This window comes from Mediterraneibacter sp. HA8405, from assembly GCF_056148955.1.
In genome coordinates this window covers 216657-236997 of the sequence record NZ_CM148758.1, presented here as the reverse complement: position 1 = coordinate 236997, position 20341 = coordinate 216657, and the positions used below count along the sequence as shown (strand labels likewise).

Below are 20341 nucleotides of genomic sequence, written 5' to 3'. Positions count from 1 at the left end.
AAATATACATAATTCATTACAAAAAAGTGAAAAAAGTCCTCTGATATGCTACAATAAACCTGTGCATATTAAGGGGACTTTCTTCAAATCGGAGAAAGGAGCTTAATATGGAAACAATCAGGGTGCAGATGACAAGGGAATTATTGTTTGATTTTCTTTTATATCACACCTATTCAAAAGCATCCGGCTTTCTTGTGAATATGCTGGGTCTTGGCGTGGCTGCGGTAGGAGGCGTTATGCAGGCTATGGGGCAGATTAAAACAGGCCAGCTTGCGCTGTATCTTCTTGCCGCCGCGGCATTTCTGCTGTACACGCCTCTGCTGCTGCGCCGCAGGGCGAAAAAGCAGATGCAGGTGAACCCGGAATACAGGGATCCCCGGGAATATGTCTTTTCAGAAGACGGGGTCCGCGTGGTGCAGAACGAAGAAGAGACCTTATATGACTGGAGCCGGATTGAACGAACTGTCACAACACCGAAAACCATAGGGATTTATTACGGAAAGGACAGGGCATTTATCATTCCGAAAACAGCTTTCGGAGACCGGTTTGTCCCTGTTATGCAGATGGTTGTACAGCATATCGGACTGAACAAGGTGCGGCTGACACAGTAGTTCATTATCTCCGAAAAGGAAATAAGGGGGCGGCTGTTATGGAAGAGCGCAGACAGGCAATATTACGGGAACTGGAAGAAAAAGGAAAGGTCCGTGTGGCGGATCTGAGCAAAGAGCTGGGGGTTTCTGAGGTGACCATCCGCAACGATATAAAAAGTATGAGCGCGGAGGGACTTCTGAAGCGGACCCACGGCGGCGCGGTCAGCCTGGAGCAGAATATGGCGAGAAAGTACAGGGCAGAGACGGTTTACCGGCATGTAGAGTGGAAAAAGGCGATTGCGGCGTGTGCTTATGAATATATTGCAGACCGGGATACGATTATTATCGATGATGCTTCCAGCAGTTTTTACCTGGCGCTTCATATTAAAAGTCATCCGGAAAAAAGAGTGGCAGTAGTGACAAATTCTCTCCTGGTTGGAAATGAACTGGCAGGAATTGATCATGTGGAGCTGTATATGATCGGCGGCTATGTGGGCGGCCATCTGGCGGCCAGTATGGGAGAGTCTGCGGTGGAGAATATGAAACACTTCCATGTGGACAAAGGGTTTATCGGCGTTCACGGTATTAACTTCGAAGCCGGGCTTACTTCCATTGCAACTCCGCAGATGCAGGTGAAAAAGGCGATTCTTAAAGCAGCGAAAGAGGTGTACGTACTGGCAGACAGCAGCAAGTTCGGCGGGGGATATCTTTCTGTCATCTGTCCCATTAATGCGGTTTATAAGATTATAACAGACAGTCATGTTTCAAAAGAAAATATTGCTATTGCAAAGGAAATGAAGGTTCCTCTTGTGATTGCAAAAGAATAGGCCGGAAATATAAGACTGACATTCAGGGAACAGCGATGTGCTGTTCCTTTTCTTTGTTTTAACATTTCTTTTTATAAATTTAATTCTGAATTCACAGAAAATCCATTAAGTTTTTAACAGTATTCCGTTACAATTCTTCCCTGAGTTTAAAGGGAAGGATTCGGAAATGGAAGAGAAAAAAATAACAAAAGACAGACTTTTACATATGCTGGTCCGGGCGCTGCCCATGATTATTGTCCTGGCTCTTCTGGCGGGAACTGCTCTGTGGATAAACCGGCCGAAGGAAGGAGAGACAGCTGCGGATTCCAGCCGGATGGTCTATGCGCCGGCACGGGTGACGGCGGTATTATCGGACAATGCGCAGGAGGATTTTGAGAATGCGGAGGGCCGGCGCGTGGGAGATCAGGAGCTGGAGATCCGGATTCTCTCAGGAGATCACAAGGATGAAATCATGACGGTAACCAACTATATGAGCGCGCTTTTTAATGTGGATGTGCAGCAGGGAGACCGGATCATTGTGCGGATTATGACAGACGAGGACGGTTCTTATTATGCGTCTGTGTTCAATTATGACAGGGGAATCGTTCTGGGCGGCTTCCTGCTCGTCTTCTTTATCCTGCTGGCGGCGCTGGGCGGAAAGAAGGGGCTGGGTGCCCTGGCAGGACTGCTGCTCACTCTGGGCTGCATCTGGTTTATCCTGATTCCCTGCCTGCTCCGGGGCGTTCCTGCAATACCGGTGACTATTGCTGTGTCGGCGGTATCAGCGGCAGCGGGGCTGATCTTCTTAAACGGATATTCGAAGAAAACATTCTGCGCGGTCTGCGGCTGTGTGGGCGGCGTTCTGGCAGCGGGAATTGCCGCGGCAGTGGCCGGAACTCTTTCTCCTATGAACGGCTTCAATATGCAGGAGGCGGAAAACCTGATCCTGTACGGAGCGGATGAGGGGCTGAAGGTAAGCGGCCTCCTTGTATGCGGCGTTCTGATCTCCGCGCTGGGTGCAGTGATGGATGTGGCCCTTGGCATTGCGTCATCGGTATGTGAGATGAAGAAACAGAATCCGGATGCTTCCGCAGGCAGTCTTTTCCGCTCGGGGATGCAGATAGGAAAGGATGCGATGGGAACTATGGCGAATACACTGATTCTGGCTTTTGCAGGTTCCTCTCTCAATATGCTGATTCTGGTGCAGACTTATGATATACCATTTCTTCAGCTGATCAATACGGATTCTATTGCTCTGGAAGTGGTACAGAGCGTGGCAGGATCTGTCGGAATTCTGCTGACCGTTCCTCTCGTGGCTTTTATCAGCGCAAGGCTTATGGCGCACGGAAAAAAAGCGGGAGTTTAATATAGATGGCGCCGGAAATAAAACGGCGCTGCAGCAACACATTTATTTTTCAGAACAGGAGGATGAAGATGAAAAAGAAAGGAAAACCGGCACTTGGCGCAAGACTGACTGCCCTGTGCATGGCGGCTCTGATGGCTGTGTCTATGCTGCCGGCGCAGATGGTTTCGGCGGCAGAGTCTTCCTTCGGGAAGATTGCCGCAGAGCGGGATTTTACCACGGGCCGTTATGTTATGGTGACAGATACCGGGTACGCGCCTCAGAAGTTTGACAATAACTGGCTTCCGGCGGCAGAGCTCGGAACAGATCCGGGAGATACGGTGTCCGCTCCGGCAGATGAGACTGTCTGGGAGATCGCGGTGACGGCAGATACTGCTACGATAAAAGATTCCGACGGGAAATTTATCGCGCCGTCAGGCGGAAATAATAACGGAATCACGATATCAGATACAGAATATCAGTGGAAGTGGGAATGTACGGACGGAAAGTTTACATTCAGCGGCCAGGGAGATGACACGGTTATCCTGGCAAGCAACAGAAGCAGCCAGAATAAATTCCGCGCTTACAAGACTACAACGGTAAGTGGAAATCCCAATGGATATCCTTCGGAATTCACACTGTACAAAGAAGAATCCGGCGGTACATCTGAAGGCACGGTAGCAGCGCCCCAGGCGGCTCCTCAGGCAGGAGATGTGGCTTCCGGAACAGAAATCACACTGACTACATCCACATCCGGAGCGCAGATTTATTTCACGCTGGACGGAAGCGATCCTGCAGATGAGACAAATGAGGCGCGGGAGCTCTACAGCGCGGACAATATGCCGGTCATTACCGAAGACTGTACGCTGAAAGCGGCGGCAGTGCTGGAAGGCGTGTACAGCGCGGTGCAGACACTGCAGTACACTGTTTCCGACAGCGGAGAAGAGGGAACCCTGCCTGAAGACGGTGACCAGGTTGTGATCTACGCGCCGGCATATAACAAAGCCCTTTCCGCTGACTATGGCGGCAGCTACTACAACCAGGGAACGGATGTGACAGTAAACAGCGATGGCACACTTTCCGGGTATACGGATATGGATGTCTGGACTGTAACAGATAACGGGGACGGAACTTACAGTTTTTCTCATGACGGTCAGAATATTGGCATGGGCGACACCTTCAGCAGCATGCCGCTGGGTGAAAAAAATGACAAGTGGGTTCTCGAGGACGCAGGCAGCGGACTTTATTATGTGAAAAATACAGTCCGTAATGCATATATGGAATGGTACGACAGCAACGGAAACTGGAGCGCGTACTACAATATCGCGGAAGGCAGTGAAGGCATGTTTGCGCTGGCTTTCTATAAAGTGACGGACGTTCCCGGAGGATCTGACGAGCCGGATGAGCCATCTGCAGTAGAAGGACTTGAGGTGGAAGCGTCTCCGAAGAGCGGCGCCAGCGTGGTGGAAGGACAGAAGATCACTCTGGAAGCTGCTGACGGCGCGGAGATCTACTATACAATGAATACAGACGGAACAGAGCCGGCAGATCCGGAGGCAGGAAACGCAGAGCAGCTCTACACAGAGCCCATGGAGATCGCGGCTACTCCGGAGAAGGATAAGCCGATTATTGTAAAGGCACTGGCCTATATTCCCCAGAACGGAGATACAGAGGCACAGACCGGGGAGATCTATACCTTTATCTATAAGGCGCCTATGATGATCGAGGACTATGGCCTGTATTTCGGACAGCTTCACGCTCACACGAATCTTTCCGACGGAACAGGAACGGTGGAGCAGGCGTTCGAGCACGCGGCCAATGTGGAAAATCTTGATTTCCTTGCGCTGACCGACCACTCCAACTCCTTTGAGGGACAGAGCGGACTTCCCAGTGCAGGCACAACTCATCTGGGCGATGAGAATGCCGAGGAAGTAAATGCTTCCTGGAGAGAGGGACGTGAAGGCGCAAGAGCCATCACAGCCCAGGAAGGCGATTTTGTAGGAATCTACGGATTTGAGATGACATGGTCCGGCGGAGCACCGGGACATATCAATACATTTAATTCTGAAGGATTTGAAAACAGAAACGCGGAGCCTTACAGAAAAGGCGACAACTATGAAGTGCTGGAAGCTTACTATAATACCCTGAATGAAAATCCGGAGACCATCTCCCAGTTCAACCATCCGGGAGATACATTCGGTGATTTCATGGATTTCGCCCTCTATGATCCGGTCATTGACAATCAGATGACGCTGATCGAGGTAGGAAACGGCGAGGGAGCCATCGGAAGCTCGGGATATTTCCCGTCCTACAGCTATTACACAAGAGCTCTTGACAAGGGATGGCATGTGGCGCCGACCAACAATCAGGACAACCACAAAGGCAACTGGGGTGATTCCAACACGGCGAGAAGTGTTGTGCTTTCTGACGGACTTTCTGAGGATGCGATTTACGACGCAATGAAGAATTACCGCGTATATGCCACAGAGGACAATGATCTGTCTATCCTGTATTCCCTGAACGGAAATGCAATGGGCTCAATCCTTGACGAGCAGGACGAGATCAATATAAAGGCGGAAATATCCGATCCGACAGACACCAGCGGAGAGACTAAAGTAGAGGTTATCGTAAACGGAGGACAGACGCTGGCGGAGAAGACATTTACCGGCGGCAGCGCGACGGTGGAATTTAATAATCTTTCCACAGGATACGGATATTATTACCTGAGAATTACCCAGGCCGACAAGCAGATCGCGGTGACCGCGCCGGTGTGGACGGGAGAGAGTGTAAACGCGGGAATCTCCAATACGTCCAGCGACGTGGCTATGCCGATCCGGGGAGACGAGATCAATATCTCCAGCCAGATCTTCAATAATCTGAGTGATGATATGACAGTAACATCACTGACTTACACTATGGAAGGACAGACAGAGCCGTTCCACACAGCGGATGTATCACAGATCGGTGATAACGGTGTGATCAGCGCGAGAGGCTCCTTTGCGTATTCTTTCCCGTACACAGCGGATCAGGCAGGCGGATTCAATATCAATGCTGAAATGAAAGCCCTGATCGGAGGAGAAGAATATACCTTTACGGATGTGCTCAAGCTGAGCGTTTCCGACCCGTCCATTGCCACAAAAGTGCTGATAGACGGAACGCATTACAATGACTATGTAAACGGATACTATTCCGGAAATATGACCAACTTTATCAATATGGGAACTTCGGACAATATCCAGGTGAAGATCGTACAGCCGGGCGAGAAAGTAACTTCGGAGATGCTGCAGGATGTATCTCTTTTCGTGATCTCCGCGCCGCTGAAATATACAAGCGATTATACCGGAGAGGCACAGCCCAGTGTATTCGAGGATGAATTTGTAAATGTAGTCAGCGATTATGTAAATGGCGGCGGAACCGTTGTAGTATGCGGCCTGGCAGATTATCAGGACGCCAACAGCGGACTGCCTTATACATCCTGCGAGCAGGCAAATAAACTGCTGGAAGGCATGGGATCCACCATGCGGATCAATGACGATGAGCTGATCGATCAGGATGAAAACGGCGGACAGCCGTACAGACTGTATTTTGACGATTTTAATTATGACAGCACGGATCCGGCAGTTCAGAGCATCCTGGAAGGCGTGGCGGAATCAGGACTTACTTACAGCTCCTACTCCGGATGTTCTGTCAGTGTAGGAGAGGGTGAAGCAATCGTATACGGACATGATACGACTTATTCAATCAACAGCAAGGCTCCGGCTCAGGGGCATGACAAACCGGTACTGAGCTACAGCGCACCCTACGATGCGTCCACGGCGGTTGTGCCGAAGGGCGAAGTTGTATCCATGGCTACAGAGGCGGTAGGCAGCGGACGTGTCTATGCGTGCGGCACTGTATTCTGCTCCAACTTTGAAGTGTCAGCGGAAGATCAGGTATCCTACGCAAACGGCATCATGGCGCAGAATCTTCTGAGTGATGTAAAAGTCGAACCTGAGATCAGCACCATTCAGGAGGCGCGTGCAGGTGAGGACGGAGAAGTGTTCACTGTAATCGGAACTGTGGCAAACGGAACAGCCGAGAGCGGAAACGCATTCTTTAACACCATCTACATTCAGGACGATGAAGGCAACGGAATCAACGTATTCCCAATTGACGACAGCAATATCCGCCGCGGAGATCAGGTACTGGTGACCGGATCTGTAAGCGAGTACATCGGGGACAAGCAGCTGTCAGCCATTTCCGTGACTGTACTGGAAGGAAGCAAGGACGTAGTGATTACGGACGTGACGACAAAAGAAGCAAATGACTATGACACTAACTTCGGAAAACTTGTGCGGGTGAAAGGAAAGGTTGTTGACTTTACACTTGCTGGAGGCATAGTAGAGAGCATTACGGTCCAGGATGACAGCGGCGAGAGCTGCCGGGTATTCATCGACGGCTATATCGGATATTCCGATGAGATGTCACAGGCTCTGGAAGAGTTCGTACAGGATGGAGCTTATATCAGCGCTGTAGGATTTGTTTCCCATGACGCGGAGGGCAACCGTCTGAGAGTACGTGATCGCTCCGAGATCCTTCCGGCAGAAGAAGAACAGCAGCCGGCGCCGGGCGGAGATGAGAATCAGCCGGACGGCAGCGAGCGGCCGGACGGAGAAGATCCTGCAGGAAATAACGGACAGCCGGATGGCAGTGTACAGGATGTGAACGACAGCCAGAATACGGATCCGCAGAACAACGCGCAGAATAATCAGAGCGCAGATTCCGGAAAAGCAGCTCAGACAGGGGATACGACTCCTGTAGGACTGTGGATTGCCGCTGCTGTAATGGCGGCGATGGCAGCAGGAGCTTCCGCGGTGGTTACGGTCAGAAAGAAAAGAAAATAAATTCTGCGGCATGGTAAGAACATAGCAGAATGATGGAAAAGGCGGCAGGCCGGGAACAGATCAGAAGTTCCCGGCCTGCCGTTTCCGGAGGTGGCCTGCTTTTCCGCGGAGTCACAGAAAAATATCCATTAATGGATATAAAAGGACGAAATCATATCTTGAAATATCCATATATTATTATATAATAGTAAAAAAGGAGAAAGGAGCGCGGAATATGGATATTTCTGATCTGAAAAGGATGAAAAAAGAAGCAGGGCTTACCAATGCCGATATTGCCGGACTCTCAGGGATTCCGGTGAGTACGGTCAATAAGATCTTTTCCGGAGCCACGAAAAACCCCCGTTACGCTACACTTCTGGCGATTGAGCAGGTGCTTGCAACAAAGGAAAAGATACCGTTTACCTACGACAGTCTGAAAGAAGAGCCGACCATTATGCGGGAAGAAACAGCGCCGTATATGTATTCAGCCAGAGAATATGATGTGAAAGATATTGAAAATCTGTCTGAATGGGCAAGGGCTGAGCTGATTAATGGAAAGCTGTATATGCTGTCAGCTCCGAACCGGCTTCATCAGTATTTTGTGAAAGGTCTGGTTTTTGAAATTGAGAGTTTTATCAGAAAGAATAAGGGCAAATGCCATGTCTATGCCTCACCGTTTGCCGTACGGCTTTTCGGAGATGACTCCACGATTGTCCAGCCGGATATTCTTGTTGTCTGCAACCGGGATATTCTGACGGAAAAAGGCTGCTCCGGCGCGCCGGACTGGGTGATTGAGATTGTATCCCGAAGCAATTCCTCCCATGATTATGTACGCAAACTTATGCAGTATCAGAAGGCGGGAGTAAGAGAATACTGGATTGTGGATCCTTTCCAGGAGCTGATCTCTGTGTTTAATTTTGAAGACGCCGGAAAGAGCGCGCAGTACGGCTACAGCGAGGCTGTGCCCTCCGGTGTGCTGGAGGGACTGAGGATCTGTTTCGGAGAAGTGATAGAAGGATATTAAATACTGCTTTGAAGCAAAATACCGGTATCATTACTTGTAAAATGCGTATAAAAGCACATATAATATATACAGTGCAGAGAATATGCCGGCAGTATATCTGATCTTAGGGAGACGGACATGCCGGTGAAGAAGGAGTGATGAGAGTATGAGATGTCAGTTTTGTGGAAAAGAGATACCGGACGATTCTGCATTCTGTCCGGAATGCGGAAATGTCCAGAACAGAGAGCAGGAGCCGGATCAGAGCGGGGAAATGCAGCTGTTCTGCGAGAACTGCGGCGCCAGGATTCAGCCCGGGGATACGTTCTGTACCGCCTGCGGCCGGAGGACGAAAAATACGGGATTCCGAACCGGATACGGACAGCAGGAACCGGGTTACGGAGAGCAGCCCTATGAGCCGTACGGTCAGGATTATCCGGGAAACGGCGGAAATGACAGCGCGCTATATAATAATGGTGATTTTGGCAGTACATACGGAAATGGTGCATATGAAGATGAATTTTATGGGAATGAGCCATATGATGAAGATCCTTTCGGAGAGGATCCGGATGAAGGGAAAAAAGGAAGCAGGGCGCCTCTGATTATTGCTATTGTTGCGGTTTGCGTCGTTCTGATTGCTGCGATAGCCATTGCGGTCAAGATATTTATATTTGACAGGAATGGGGATAATAATGAGGATGGAAGGTCCGCGGCCGTTCAGGATGACGGAGAGTCGGGAACAGACGGCGACAGTGTGGAAAGTGAGGAAAATCATCCGGATGCGGACGTTGATCTGACAGAGGAAGACTATCAGACTCTGACCGGCGAGATCAGGGACAGCTCTGATGAGGAGAAGAGGCTGGAACTTGACGAGGAAATCAGCATTTACGGACGGGACAGCCAGAACGGGGAAGAAGTTATGATGGAGAATGCGGACTACGCGGTAATTGATGAAAGTCTTCTCCCGGAGGGGATGATGGATGACGCGGTATATGAAACGGTATCCATGTCGGGAGAAATGACAGTCAGAGACGGCGTTCTTTACATCAGAGCAGATGCGGTTGAGGACAGTTCGGGAGAAGACCTGATTGCTGCTTATCAGGAAAAACAGGATGCGGAAGAAGGCGGCATTCACCGGTATGAGCTGATTGTCAAAGACTGCACATGGCAGGAAGCTTTTGAAGAATGCCAGGATAAAGGAGGATATCTTGCAAGGATCAACAGTCCGGAAGAAATGGAATACATTATAGACCAGATGTTTGACGAAGGCCTTGACGGAACCAATTTCTTCCTTGGAGGAAGACGGAATACGGACTCGAGAGAGTATTTCTGGGTAGATGAAGACAATCAGTGTTATGGACAGAAGCTGAATGACAGCAGTTACTCCTGCTATGATTACTGGATGATCGGAGAACCGAGCTTCCAGGACGGAGACATACAGGAATGCTACATGAATCTGTTCTATTATGAAGAAGAGGGAAGAACAGTGATCAATGATGTGCCAAATGATGTGATTTCTGTTGTCCCATATTATTCCGGAAAAGTGGGATATATATGTGAATATGAAGATTAAGCGCTGTGGTTTGGCCTATATCGGATGAAATAAACAGATTACCCGCGGATTTCTGTCGGACAGACGGAAATCCGCGGGTAATCTGTTTATTTCATCACAGCCTGCAGTTATGGCTGCGGACGAAGTATTATACAGCAGTCTGGGCCGCTGTATTCAGTCGGCGGTAAATGTCATAGATAAGAGCTCATCTCCGGAAGAATTTACATAACGGACGACAACAGCCGGATTTTCAACATCAGCGATTGCAGGCAGCATAGCCGCAATACCTTCATAGACGTCAGATTCGGCTTCCAGACTGGCTCTGACAGTATCAATATCAACTACTTCGGCAACTGCGTCATTTTCGATTACGAAATTGTAGACGAGAGTGTCTCCCTCGGCAAGGATCTCGGCACGTATGCCTGTTCCTTCCAGTTCGGTATTGTATGAGTCAATCTGATCTTTCAGAATATCAGAGTCTATAAATTCTTCGAGTGTATTGTAGGCGCTGAAACTGCCGGAATCATCTGTATCCAGACCGCCGGAATCAATAATGTCTTCGTCTGGTACGATCTCATCGCTTATATCGGCGTCCGGAGTGTCCGGTTCCCCGGCATCTTCATTGTTTGTAGCAGACTGCTCTTCGGTCCGTATTTCATTAAGACGATCGATTATGAGAAATTTTACCGCTGCGCCGGCTCCGCCCAGAGCAATAACACAGATAAGTACAATCGCAACGATCAGGCCGGTTTTGCTGCCTTTTCCGGATGAACGGGGCGCCGGCGATGACGCGGAATATGCAGGAGGTGTCTGTGCTGCTTCCGCTGTATAAAAAAAGTCCGGCTGTATATTCCCGGTTGTAGTGCCGCGGCCTCCGGCTGCATTGCTTTTGGTGACGGGTTTTCCGCAGTTCGCGCAGAATGAGCGGCCGGGTTCCAGCTTTGCGCCGCAGTTGTCACAGAATTTTTTTACGGGTCCGGTGCTTTCATGTGCCGGAGATGTATCACGTTTTTTTCCGCAATTCGGACAGAATGAGGAATTGTCCGGGATTTCACTGTTACAGTACTGGCATTTCATATTCTTGCTCCTTTTTTATTTTATCGCTAATTTGAAGAAAAAGCTGCTCTCAGACTGATAGTCAGATGCTGAGGCAGCTTTTGGGCATTTTTATTCGGCCGGGAATTCCCTGGAAGTAATTTCGGTACCGGTATTATCCAGATAGCGTACTACAACAGCAGGATTTTCTATTCCTTCTACAGCGTCCGGAAGTGAAGCGGCAACGCCTGCAAAGATATCTGCCTGTTCTTCCAGGCTGCTGTCAAGGCTCTCTTTAAGAACGCTCATGTCGACTGATGAAGTAAGAGAGTCGTCCACAAGAGTATAGCTGTAAACGAGTTTATCACCTTCTGCGGTAATTTCACAGGAAATACCGGACTCTTCCAGCGCTGCAACCTGTTCTTCGAGTTGATCCTGCATAATACTGGAGTTTATAAAATCATCCAGTGTATTGAATTTTCCATTCTCATTCAGACCGGGAAGATCATAATCTTCATCCCCTGAGGTGTCGGCATTCTCGTCGGAAGTATCCTCTTCCGGTGTTGTTTCTTCTGCTTCCGTTTTATCTTTTGTGTCATCGGAATTACCGGAACCGCAGGCAGTCATGGCAGCGGCCAGCATAAACGCGCATAAAAGCAGAAGACCTTTTCTTAATAAGTTTTTCATAGTGTTTTTCCTCCTTTTTTCCTGACAACATTGTGACATATCTGCCGGTATAAGTCAACTGTGATAAAAAGTTTGTAAAATTTAAGAATATAACAGACATTCCGCAGATAAACGGCGCGGTCTGAGCGGTTATATTTTATGTTTGGCTCTGGCTGCCGGCGCCGATCAGTGTACGCCGGATTTCAGATTCTATTTTAAGCAGCTCCTGTTCAGCGGCAGCCCGTTTTTCGTGTCCTTCCTTCTGAATGCGGACTGCTTCATTTATGGTGGATATCAGATTCTGATTTGCTTTTTTCAGAGTTTCAATATCTACGATGCCGCGCTCGGATTCCTTTGCCACATCAAGCGTGTTCTGCTTCAGTTTTTCCGAGTTCTTCAGCAGCATGGCGTTTGTGGTTTCTGTTACATTTCGCTGCAGCCGTAACGCCTCCTGCTGGCGGTACAGTCCCAGGGCCATAACCATCTGGCTCTTCCAGAGAGGAATCGTTTCCTGTATTGCTGTCTGGATCTTATCGGCCAGAAGTTTGTCGTTGTTCTGAATCAGCCGGATCTGCGGCGCGGTCTGAATGGCGATGGTTTTGCTTGTTTTAAGGTCATAAAGCTTTTTCTCGAACTGGTTTACCAGGTCTTCAAAGTCTCTGACAAGCTGGGCATGCATGGGGGCGCCGCTTTTTTCAGCCTCCGCGCGGAGCGAAGGGATGGTTTTCTCCCTCAGTTCATCCAGCTTTTCCTGGCCGGCGGTGATGTAGACCTGAAGCTGGCGGAAGTAGTTCAGATTCTTTTCATAGAGTGAGTCCAGGATGCCGATATCTTTGAGCATTTCCATGCGGGCCTCCTCCAGTTTCCCTTCAATCCGGCCGACCTGCAATTCCAGCTTTTCGTACTGGGCCAGAAAGCGTTTTACTTTTGCCTCCAGTTTCTGGAACAATCCCAGGATACCGTTTCCTTTTTCGAGTGAGTCAAAGTCCAGTTTTTCCACATTTGTCACAAGATCAGTCATAAGAGCGCCTACGTATCCGGAATCTTTTGCGCGGATATTTTTCAGGATATTTTCGGAAAAGTCCGCAATATTCTGTCTGGCTCCCGCGCCGAACTGCATTACCATCTGGGAATCCCGCACATCGATCTGTTCGCGGATTTCGTCGGCCTGACGCCGTTCTTCGGGAGTCAGGACGCTGATCTGAGCCGAGATTTCTTCCGGCGTGGTTTCTGAGGGAACTTCCGCGGCAGCGGAACTGGTTTTAATCAGGTCAGAGAGTGTAATTTCTGACATAAAATATCTCCTTTCGTAATACCGGATGCTTCCTGCGGAAAAAGGAATGTAGATGATATCCGCAGAAAGCAGTACTTACTGCAGTGATTCGATAATAATTTTCATTGTATCGTATGAGGGGACAGGAGTGACCTGGCTGATGGAGGCTGCTACTCCGTCTGCCGCCAGGGAATCCGGATCGGACAGCGTTCCGTAATTTCCGGTGCGGAATCCGTGCCGTTTCCATGCGATTTCCTGGATGTCGTCATCCAGAAGAGCATCGAGAAAATCCTGCCCTTTTTCGTCCAGGGCGATAAGAATATGAGAGGACCATACCGTGGGCGAAGGATAGAGCATGACAATATCATCTTTTATCTTTTCGTATTCTTCCGGGTGAATGGAGGCATATTCGATAAGCTGGCTTTCATAGCCGGCAATGATTGGTTTTGCTCCGACGCCCATCCGGAGAAACTGGCTGAACAGATCCGAGGATGAGGTTTCCATATATCCCAGCTTCCCGAATATGGCCTGAAGTTCAGGCACAATTTCTGCCGCGTCATTCTCTGTAAGAGTCTGGCCGCCGTTCAGGACATTTGCCAGCAGCGCCGCGAACATATTTCCGGAGTTGGATTTTGCCGGATCCGTGGTGTCCACTGACACATTGCCGTAAAGTTCCGGAAGTCCGATGTCCGACCATCTGGTATCATTCTGAATCAGCTCTACCAGACGGGTCATGTCGATGCTGTATGCATTTCCATTTCTGGTGATCAGCCCCTGACTGTCAAAAGCGTCAAGGACGGATCTGTGTGTGTACAGGACGATAGGAGTATTCAGTATGATTTCGCTCTGTACCGGATCGCCGTACAGGTCTGTATAGTATTCCTCAGCAATACTGCTGGAAGGAAAGAGATAGTTTTTGCCGTTCAGGTCAGCGGTCATCATATCCAGAGAGCCCGCTTTGGAATAGTCCGTTTTAAGGTGATAGCGGTTCTGAAGAATATCCTGTACTTCTTCATCTTCCAGTAATTCTGTCTTTTCACCGCCGATATATCCGCTGACGGAAATAAGTCCGGGGGTGCCGGCCTCGTTTCTGCTCTCTGTGAACAGATAGATGCCTCCGATTGCCCCCATTATGATAACCAGGAGTATGAGTCCTGCGATTTTCTTTTTCATTCCTGTTCAAGACCTTTCTTTTTTTCTGGTTCCCTGTAGCCTTCCGAGCGCAGAGTCTGTTTTAAAAGCTTCAGATCGGCTTCCATATCCATAAGTTCGTCCTGCATCAGTTTTTCGAACTGCATCTGAAATGCCTGCTTCAGAGTGGATACGGTCTCCCGTGTGCCGGAAAGAATCCGCTCTGACTCGCTGGTGGAAAGCCCGCTTCCCTTAAGTTCAGTATAGTGTTCCAGCACATTTGCCGCTGTTTCCTGATAATAGTCGATATACCGGCGGGCAGCAGGAATTTTTTCCGGATTGGCTGTCAGATATTTTAAAATATTTCCGGCAAGGGTGAGAAGTCCGCCGCACTCTGTATGCAGGGGTTCTTCCGTTATCTGCGCGGCTGCTCTGCGCATGCGGATGTAGTCGGAACTGGCTTCGGTCAGCCGTTCGTTCAGAAATTCTCCGTTCTCCAGAGAATCGATCTCCACTTTTCCGATCCGCGGCACCGGCCGGAGCAGCAGGCTGAGAGCCAGGTAGACGCCGGCGGTAAGGAGCATGCACAGAAACAGATTCCATTTCAGGCAGAAAAGCAGGATGCAGAACAGAACAAGGGCCAGCAGGGCGGAAACAAGAATGGAAAGTATTTCTTTCTGATTGTTGTGCTTCATGTCTGTTTTCGGTCCTTTCCCGGCTGCTGTGCCGTATCTTTCGTACCGGGCGCAGCCGGATTCCATAGATTTCAGTTATATCCCTTTACGCCGCGGAATGCTTCCGTCAGATCTTCCGTCCCGTCAAATACCCGGGCGCCGGTCATCTCTGCCAGCTCTTCCAGCTGGTCGGGATCCGCGTCTCCAAATGTAATGGAAAATACAGGGATATCATTGCCGTATGTTTCCACGGCGCTGTCAAATACTTCTTTATTGTAACTGGATACCCCATCGCTCATCAGAATGACGGCGGGAGTATAATCATTTAAATCATAGCCGGAAGCAATCTCATATGCCCGGGCTGCGGCAGTATAGATATCTGTACCGCCGCCGGGAGATTCCGCGGCGATCTGGTCATAGAGCTTCTGAAGCGCCTCATCGGAATATCCGTCGGCAGACAGGATATTTCTAATGCCGTCGCTAAACAGAATCGCAATATTGACTTCTCCTTCATTTGCCTGGAGCAGATTTTTCCGCGCATTTTCCTGAATGAGGATCTGGGACATGGCCTCTTTGAGCTGCGACTCGCCGGTTCCGCGCATACTGCCGGAAAAATCAAGACAGTAAATATTCAGAGAAGGCTTTTTAAAGCTGGTCTGATATACATTCAGGGCCTCCATCAGAACATCGGCGGAGGGCATCTGGATCGGTGAAAGGATCCGCTCTGTGTCAATTCCCCAGCTGCTGTTAAACACATCTTTATTTTCGTCAGAAACTCCATTGGCAGTGATCCGGCGTCCGGTTGCCTCGATCGCGCTCTGGCTTTCTCCGGAGAGGAGATTCTCCTGGAAGGCGAGAAAAGCTTCCTCTTTGGTTTCATCTCCGTGATCCACATATCCCAGCGGAGAGTCCGCGATAGAGAGTCCGTCATAGGGATATACCACGAAGAGGGGCTCTTTTCCTTCCGCTTCCAGCTGTTCGTTGGCATCGATAATCAGACATTCGTAATTGACCATGGCGTCATAGTCTCCGGAAAGGAAAAGGTCTTTCAGCCAGTCGGAGCTTCCGGAACTCCGGTCCACGCCGCCCAGAAGCGCCCGGATGTTTTCCCGGAGCGTTTCATTCCGGAGATCTTCCGCAGTGAGCCCCTCCTGTTTGCCGAGCAGCGCATAGAGGAATCCGATATATGCGCTGGCCCCCGAATTGGACTGTGTGGCGCTTGTCATGCAGAAGGTCATCTTTTTATCTGTGATAGCGTTCAGAATATCCTGTACCGATACATCCCGGCCGGTAAATCCAAGCTCTTCCGCAAGACTCCGGCGGATGCCGAATACCACAGGAGTAATGGAAACGGACTGGCTGTGCTTGATCATATGGTTCTTATCTCCGAGGGAAATCCATATGCTGCTGGCAGGCCATACAGCGTCGTATCCTTCTGCGCCGGTTTCCAGTTCCCGCATAATATCCACGGATCCTTTATAATCCATCTCTACCCGTATACCCGCATTCCGGGCACTGTCCTGGATAATATTTTCCAGTTCCTGGTTCTCCGATCCGGACAGAATACGCAGGGTTGTCTCATCCGCGGAATTCCCGGTCTGTGACGCCGGGCCGCTTATGCCGCAGCCGGCGGCCAGGACCGTGAAAAGTACTGCTGTGAACAGTGAAAGCAGCCGTTTTCCCATATTCCTTTTCCTCCTTTATTGCATATCTTCCTTTTATTGTCAGGTAATCTGAAGATTCCCGCTATCCGAAGAAGGTGAAAAGTAAGTAAAATATGTGTTAAGATCAGGGTGAGATAATTTTCGGGATAAGAGATGTGCCGTATAAGACGCTGCGGCTCAATGCCGGTAGCATTGAGCCGCAGTTTTTTCGATGAATCTGCTGATAAAACGGCTGTTATTCCCGTCCTGTGCCGCCGCAGAATTCGCAGATATTTGTGCCGTTGCAGCTGGAACAATAGACATAGGTTCCTGCAGTGTCTGTATAACTTGGGATATAGGTATAAGTATTTCCATAGCAGACGTGGCATGTTCTGGTTCCGTTGCAGGCTGAGCACACTCCGCTGCCGTTCTGTACACTGCCGCCGCCGGAACCGTCCAGATTATAAAAGCAGTTCTGGCAGATCTTTCCATCACCGTTGCAGCGCGGGCATGACGAATACCCGGCTGTTCCGCTGCCGGAACAGTATCCGCAGTCCACAAGCCTTAATTCTTTGCCGCAGTTCTGACACATGGCTGTATTTCCCGCTGAACCGCTGCTGTTCTGTGCGGGATCATCGCCGGACGGAAGGGAAGAAGAGCGTTGGGTGTCTGAAGTCCGGCTGTCATCCGAACTTTCCAGTAATTTCTGGTCAGCCGCTTTTCTGCGCTCTTTTCCTGAATCAATATTCTTCTGCCGGCGCTCGTTTATTTTTTCACGATTCTCCCTCGCTTCTTCCTGTTTCCTTTCTTCGGCACTTTCCCTGGCATTCTCTTTTGCCTCATCCTGTTCTGTAATATCATCTTTTATACCCTGAATATCAATATCCGGGCTGCTTTCAGATGAACCGCAGCTGCTGAAAGAGAAAAGACATATGGCCGCAGAAAAGAATACTGCAAAAATTTTTCTCTTCATAAAACATTCCCCCATGTGTTTTTAAGTTAAATTCATTGTGACATATATGCGTCTGCAAGTCAATCGGGGCCATACGAACCGGATAGAATACAGAAAACCGGAAAGCCCGGAAAAACAGGAAGAACAGAGAAAAAGGCCAGAACAGGAGGCGGGGAAAACAGAATAAATGGCTGTAAAAAAGAGCGGCCTTTAATCAGCCGCTCTCCTTTTTCTGCTTCATTCTCTTGATGACTTTCAGTCTTGTGAACTCTTCCCTGTCTTTTTCTTCCAGGGCATTGGTAATCGTATACACAAGAGAAGAGTACATCGGAATTGTAATATTCTGAAGCGCATTGGCGCGCTTCTGAGTTTTTTTGATGTTGCTTGCCAGACGGTAGGCAGCATTTTCCACCATGGAAAGTTTGATGGTCAGATCCTTTACCTTCCGGAACGCCTCCCTTGCTTTGTCAATAGACTCATGGGTGGTGCTGAAAGCATAGGTGGGAGTTCCTGCGTCAGGAATGTATTTGACATGGGGAATCTCAGTCCCCATAATGCTTCGCGTCTGTATGGTGATGGAATTCTCAATCGGCACTGTGTAGGCCAGAAGCTCCACATTGCTGATGCCGTTTTCGATATTGGCGCTCTGGAGGCAGCGGTACGCGTAGGTAAAGGTTGTGTCGATCTCTTCCTGAATCGTCCGCGCTTCGTCGATCAGATCCATCAGTTCCCGGATCAGGATATTTCTTTTCCGGTCCATCAGGTCATACCCCTGTTTTGCCAGTGCAAGAGAGTTCTTGGCCAGCATCAGGTTTCCCTTTGTAGGAAATGTACGTGGATCCATGAAATTCCTCCTTTTTATTCCTGCGGGCAACGAGCCGGGCGGACATGCCGGCATGTCCATTTGGAGGCTGCCGCACAGATGTTATTTATACCTCAATATAGTACAGACAGATATCCTCATAGTGTCCGTCCTTCATCCGGAATCCGCCGGGGATTGTGCCCAGCGGATGAAAGCCGATTCTCTCATACAGATGACGGGCATGGGTATTTGAGGACACAACCGCATTAAACTGGAGAATCTGAAATCCGATCCTGCGGGCCTGTGTCATGCAGTCGAGAACCAGTTTTTCCCCGATATGAAGTCCCCGGCTCGCAGACGATACCGCATAGCTGGCATTGCATATATGGCCGCATCTTCCTACATTGTTTGGATGTAGGATATAAAGCCCCAGGATCCGGCCGGAATCGTCGACCGCCACGCCGCAGTAACTCTGTTCCGCGAAAAAGTCCGGAGCGGTTTCCCTGTTCAGAAACTCCTCCTGAGGGAAAGCAATACCTTCTTCTATGACTTCATTCCAGATTGCGATCATGGAATCCATATCGTCATCGGTATATTCTCTGACGGTAACGGACATCATGAGTTTTCCTCCATCGGTTTATAATATTTATCCAGAATCTTTGTATCAACACGGTCAAGTTCTTCTCTTGGAAGCCTGCCTAAGAGCTCCCAGCCCAGATCCAGTGTTTCGATTATGCTTCGGTTTTCTTCCTGCCCCTGTCCGATATAGCGTTCTTCGAATTCTTTTCCGAATTCCAGATACTTCTTGTCAATCGGGGAAAGTTCGTCTTCACCGATAACAGAAGCCAGGTTCCGGGCATCGCCTACCTTGGCGTAAGCGGAGAACAGCTGGTTGGCCAGATCCTGATGATCCTCCCGGGTATATCCCTCTCCGATGCCGTCCTTCATCAGACGGGAAAGGGAGGGGAGGATATTAATGGGCGGATAGATGGACTGTCCGTGAAGAGGACGGTCCAGAACGATCTGTCCCTCTGTAATATATCCTGTCAGGTCAGGAATCGGGTGGGTAATATCGTCATTGGGCATGGTCAGAATCGGAAGCTGTGTTACCGAGCCGTCCACGCCTTCCACGATGCCCGCGCGTTCGTAGATTGTGGCAAGTTCACTGTAAAGATATCCCGGGTATCCTTTCCGGCTGGGGATTTCTCCTTTGGAGGATGAAACCTCCCGCATTGCCTCCGCAAAGGAAGTCATATCCGTCAGGATTACAAGGATGTGCATGTGCTGCTCAAAAGCCAGATATTCTGCCACGGTAAGCGCTACTTTGGGGGTGATCAGACGTTCTACCACCGGGTCGTTTGCAAGGTTCAGAAACATGGCAACGTGATCTGCAACGCCGCTTTCCTCAAAGGTATGCCGGAAGAAATCAGCAACGTCATGTTTGACGCCCATAGCGGCAAATACAACGGCAAACTGTTCGTCGGAATCCTCACCGAGGGAAGCCTGTTTTACAATCTGTGCCGCCAGCTGGTCGTGGGGCAGACCATTTCCGGAAAAGATCGGAAGTTTCTGTCCGCGGATCAGTGTGGTGAGTCCGTCTATAGCTGAAATACCGGTATGGATATAGTTCCTCGGGTATTCTCTGCGGACCGGATTCAAGGGAAGACCGTTTACATCTCTTTTCAGTGTGGAGATAATCGGCCCCAGGTCATCGATGGGCTGCCCGATTCCGTTAAAAGTACGTCCCAGCATATCCGGGGAAAGGGCAATTTCCATGGGATGGCCGGTCAGTTTTGTGTGTGTATTTTTCAGGGACATGTTTTCCGACCCCTCAAATACCTGTATGACGGCCCTGTCCTCATAGATTTCTACAATGCGGCCGATTTTTCTCTCTGTGCCGTTTATGACGAATTCCACGATTTCGTCGTAGAAAGCGTCCTGTACGCCCTCCAGTGCAATCAGAGGACCGTTGATACTGCTTAAGCCTAAATATTCTATTGACATAGATCCGCT

Annotated in this window: 16 protein-coding genes; 6 read left to right on the top strand and 10 right to left on the bottom strand. The window is 49.5% G+C overall.

What is annotated here, in order from left to right; all coding sequences use genetic code 11:
• The first annotated feature begins 107 nt into the window (after positions 1 to 107).
• The 6 genes from AC0QUU_RS01140 to AC0QUU_RS01115 all read left to right on the top strand — a co-directional run bounded on the left by AC0QUU_RS01140 (position 108) and on the right by AC0QUU_RS01115 (position 10173).
• A complete protein-coding gene (locus tag AC0QUU_RS01140) occupies positions 108 to 611 on the top strand; it encodes a YcxB family protein (protein ID WP_474544092.1) in 504 nt (167 codons plus the stop codon).
• Between the two features lie 38 nt (positions 612 to 649).
• Positions 650 to 1417 (top strand): DeoR/GlpR family DNA-binding transcription regulator, encoded by a 768-nt coding sequence (locus AC0QUU_RS01135; RefSeq protein WP_474544091.1) that lies wholly within the window; start codon positions 650 to 652, stop codon positions 1415 to 1417.
• 166 nt (positions 1418 to 1583) lie between these two features.
• Positions 1584 to 2762, top strand: a complete 1179-nt coding sequence (locus AC0QUU_RS01130) for a YibE/F family protein (protein ID WP_474544089.1) — start codon at positions 1584 to 1586, stop codon at positions 2760 to 2762.
• A 68-nt stretch (positions 2763 to 2830) separates the two neighbouring features.
• The gene (locus AC0QUU_RS01125) at positions 2831 to 7621 is read left to right on the top strand and encodes a CehA/McbA family metallohydrolase (protein WP_474544087.1); all 4791 of its coding nucleotides are present in this window, start codon (positions 2831 to 2833) and stop codon (positions 7619 to 7621) included.
• A 214-nt stretch (positions 7622 to 7835) separates the two neighbouring features.
• Entirely contained in the window at positions 7836 to 8624 is a 789-nt protein-coding gene (locus AC0QUU_RS01120; protein ID WP_474544085.1) for a Uma2 family endonuclease, read from the top strand.
• Positions 8625 to 8769: 145 nt separating this feature from the next.
• Positions 8770 to 10173 (top strand): zinc-ribbon domain-containing protein, encoded by a 1404-nt coding sequence (locus AC0QUU_RS01115; protein WP_474544083.1) that lies wholly within the window; start codon positions 8770 to 8772, stop codon positions 10171 to 10173.
• Positions 10174 to 10326: 153 nt separating this feature from the next.
• On the opposite strand, the gene AC0QUU_RS01110 is transcribed toward AC0QUU_RS01115, so the two are convergent.
• From AC0QUU_RS01110 to AC0QUU_RS01065, 10 genes are all read right to left on the bottom strand, one after another.
• Complete coding sequence (locus AC0QUU_RS01110) at positions 10327 to 11229, bottom strand: DUF4854 domain-containing protein (protein WP_474544081.1); 903 nt, start codon at positions 11227 to 11229, stop codon at positions 10327 to 10329.
• 90 nt (positions 11230 to 11319) lie between these two features.
• Positions 11320 to 11874, bottom strand: a complete 555-nt coding sequence (locus tag AC0QUU_RS01105) for a DUF4854 domain-containing protein (protein ID WP_474544079.1) — start codon at positions 11872 to 11874, stop codon at positions 11320 to 11322.
• A 136-nt stretch (positions 11875 to 12010) separates the two neighbouring features.
• Complete coding sequence (locus AC0QUU_RS01100) at positions 12011 to 13147, bottom strand: toxic anion resistance protein (protein ID WP_474544077.1); 1137 nt, start codon at positions 13145 to 13147, stop codon at positions 12011 to 12013.
• Between the two features lie 75 nt (positions 13148 to 13222).
• Positions 13223 to 14299: a hypothetical protein gene (locus AC0QUU_RS01095; protein ID WP_474544075.1), complete on the bottom strand. Its 1077-nt coding sequence runs from the start codon at positions 14297 to 14299 to the stop codon at positions 13223 to 13225.
• Positions 14296 to 15018: a 5-bromo-4-chloroindolyl phosphate hydrolysis family protein gene (locus AC0QUU_RS01090; RefSeq protein WP_474544074.1), complete on the bottom strand. Its 723-nt coding sequence runs from the start codon at positions 15016 to 15018 to the stop codon at positions 14296 to 14298. Before AC0QUU_RS01090 ends, AC0QUU_RS01095 begins: the two co-directional genes overlap by 4 nt.
• 5 nt (positions 15019 to 15023) lie before the next feature.
• Complete coding sequence (locus tag AC0QUU_RS01085; protein ID WP_474544073.1) at positions 15024 to 16616, bottom strand: substrate-binding and vWA domain-containing protein; 1593 nt, start codon at positions 16614 to 16616, stop codon at positions 15024 to 15026.
• 214 nt (positions 16617 to 16830) lie between these two features.
• On the bottom strand, positions 16831 to 17547 hold the full coding sequence (locus AC0QUU_RS01080; RefSeq protein ID WP_474544071.1) for a hypothetical protein: 717 nt from the start codon (positions 17545 to 17547) through the stop codon (positions 16831 to 16833).
• Positions 17548 to 17740: 193 nt separating this feature from the next.
• Positions 17741 to 18370, bottom strand: coding sequence for a V-type ATP synthase subunit D (locus tag AC0QUU_RS01075; protein WP_474544069.1), 630 nt, complete (start codon positions 18368 to 18370; stop codon positions 17741 to 17743).
• 85 nt (positions 18371 to 18455) lie between these two features.
• A complete protein-coding gene (locus tag AC0QUU_RS01070; RefSeq protein WP_474545499.1) occupies positions 18456 to 18944 on the bottom strand; it encodes an N-acetyltransferase family protein in 489 nt (162 codons plus the stop codon).
• Entirely contained in the window at positions 18944 to 20332 is a 1389-nt protein-coding gene (locus tag AC0QUU_RS01065; protein ID WP_474544067.1) for a V-type ATP synthase subunit B, read from the bottom strand. Before AC0QUU_RS01065 ends, AC0QUU_RS01070 begins: the two co-directional genes overlap by 1 nt.
• Between the last annotated feature and the right edge of the window lie 9 nt (positions 20333 to 20341).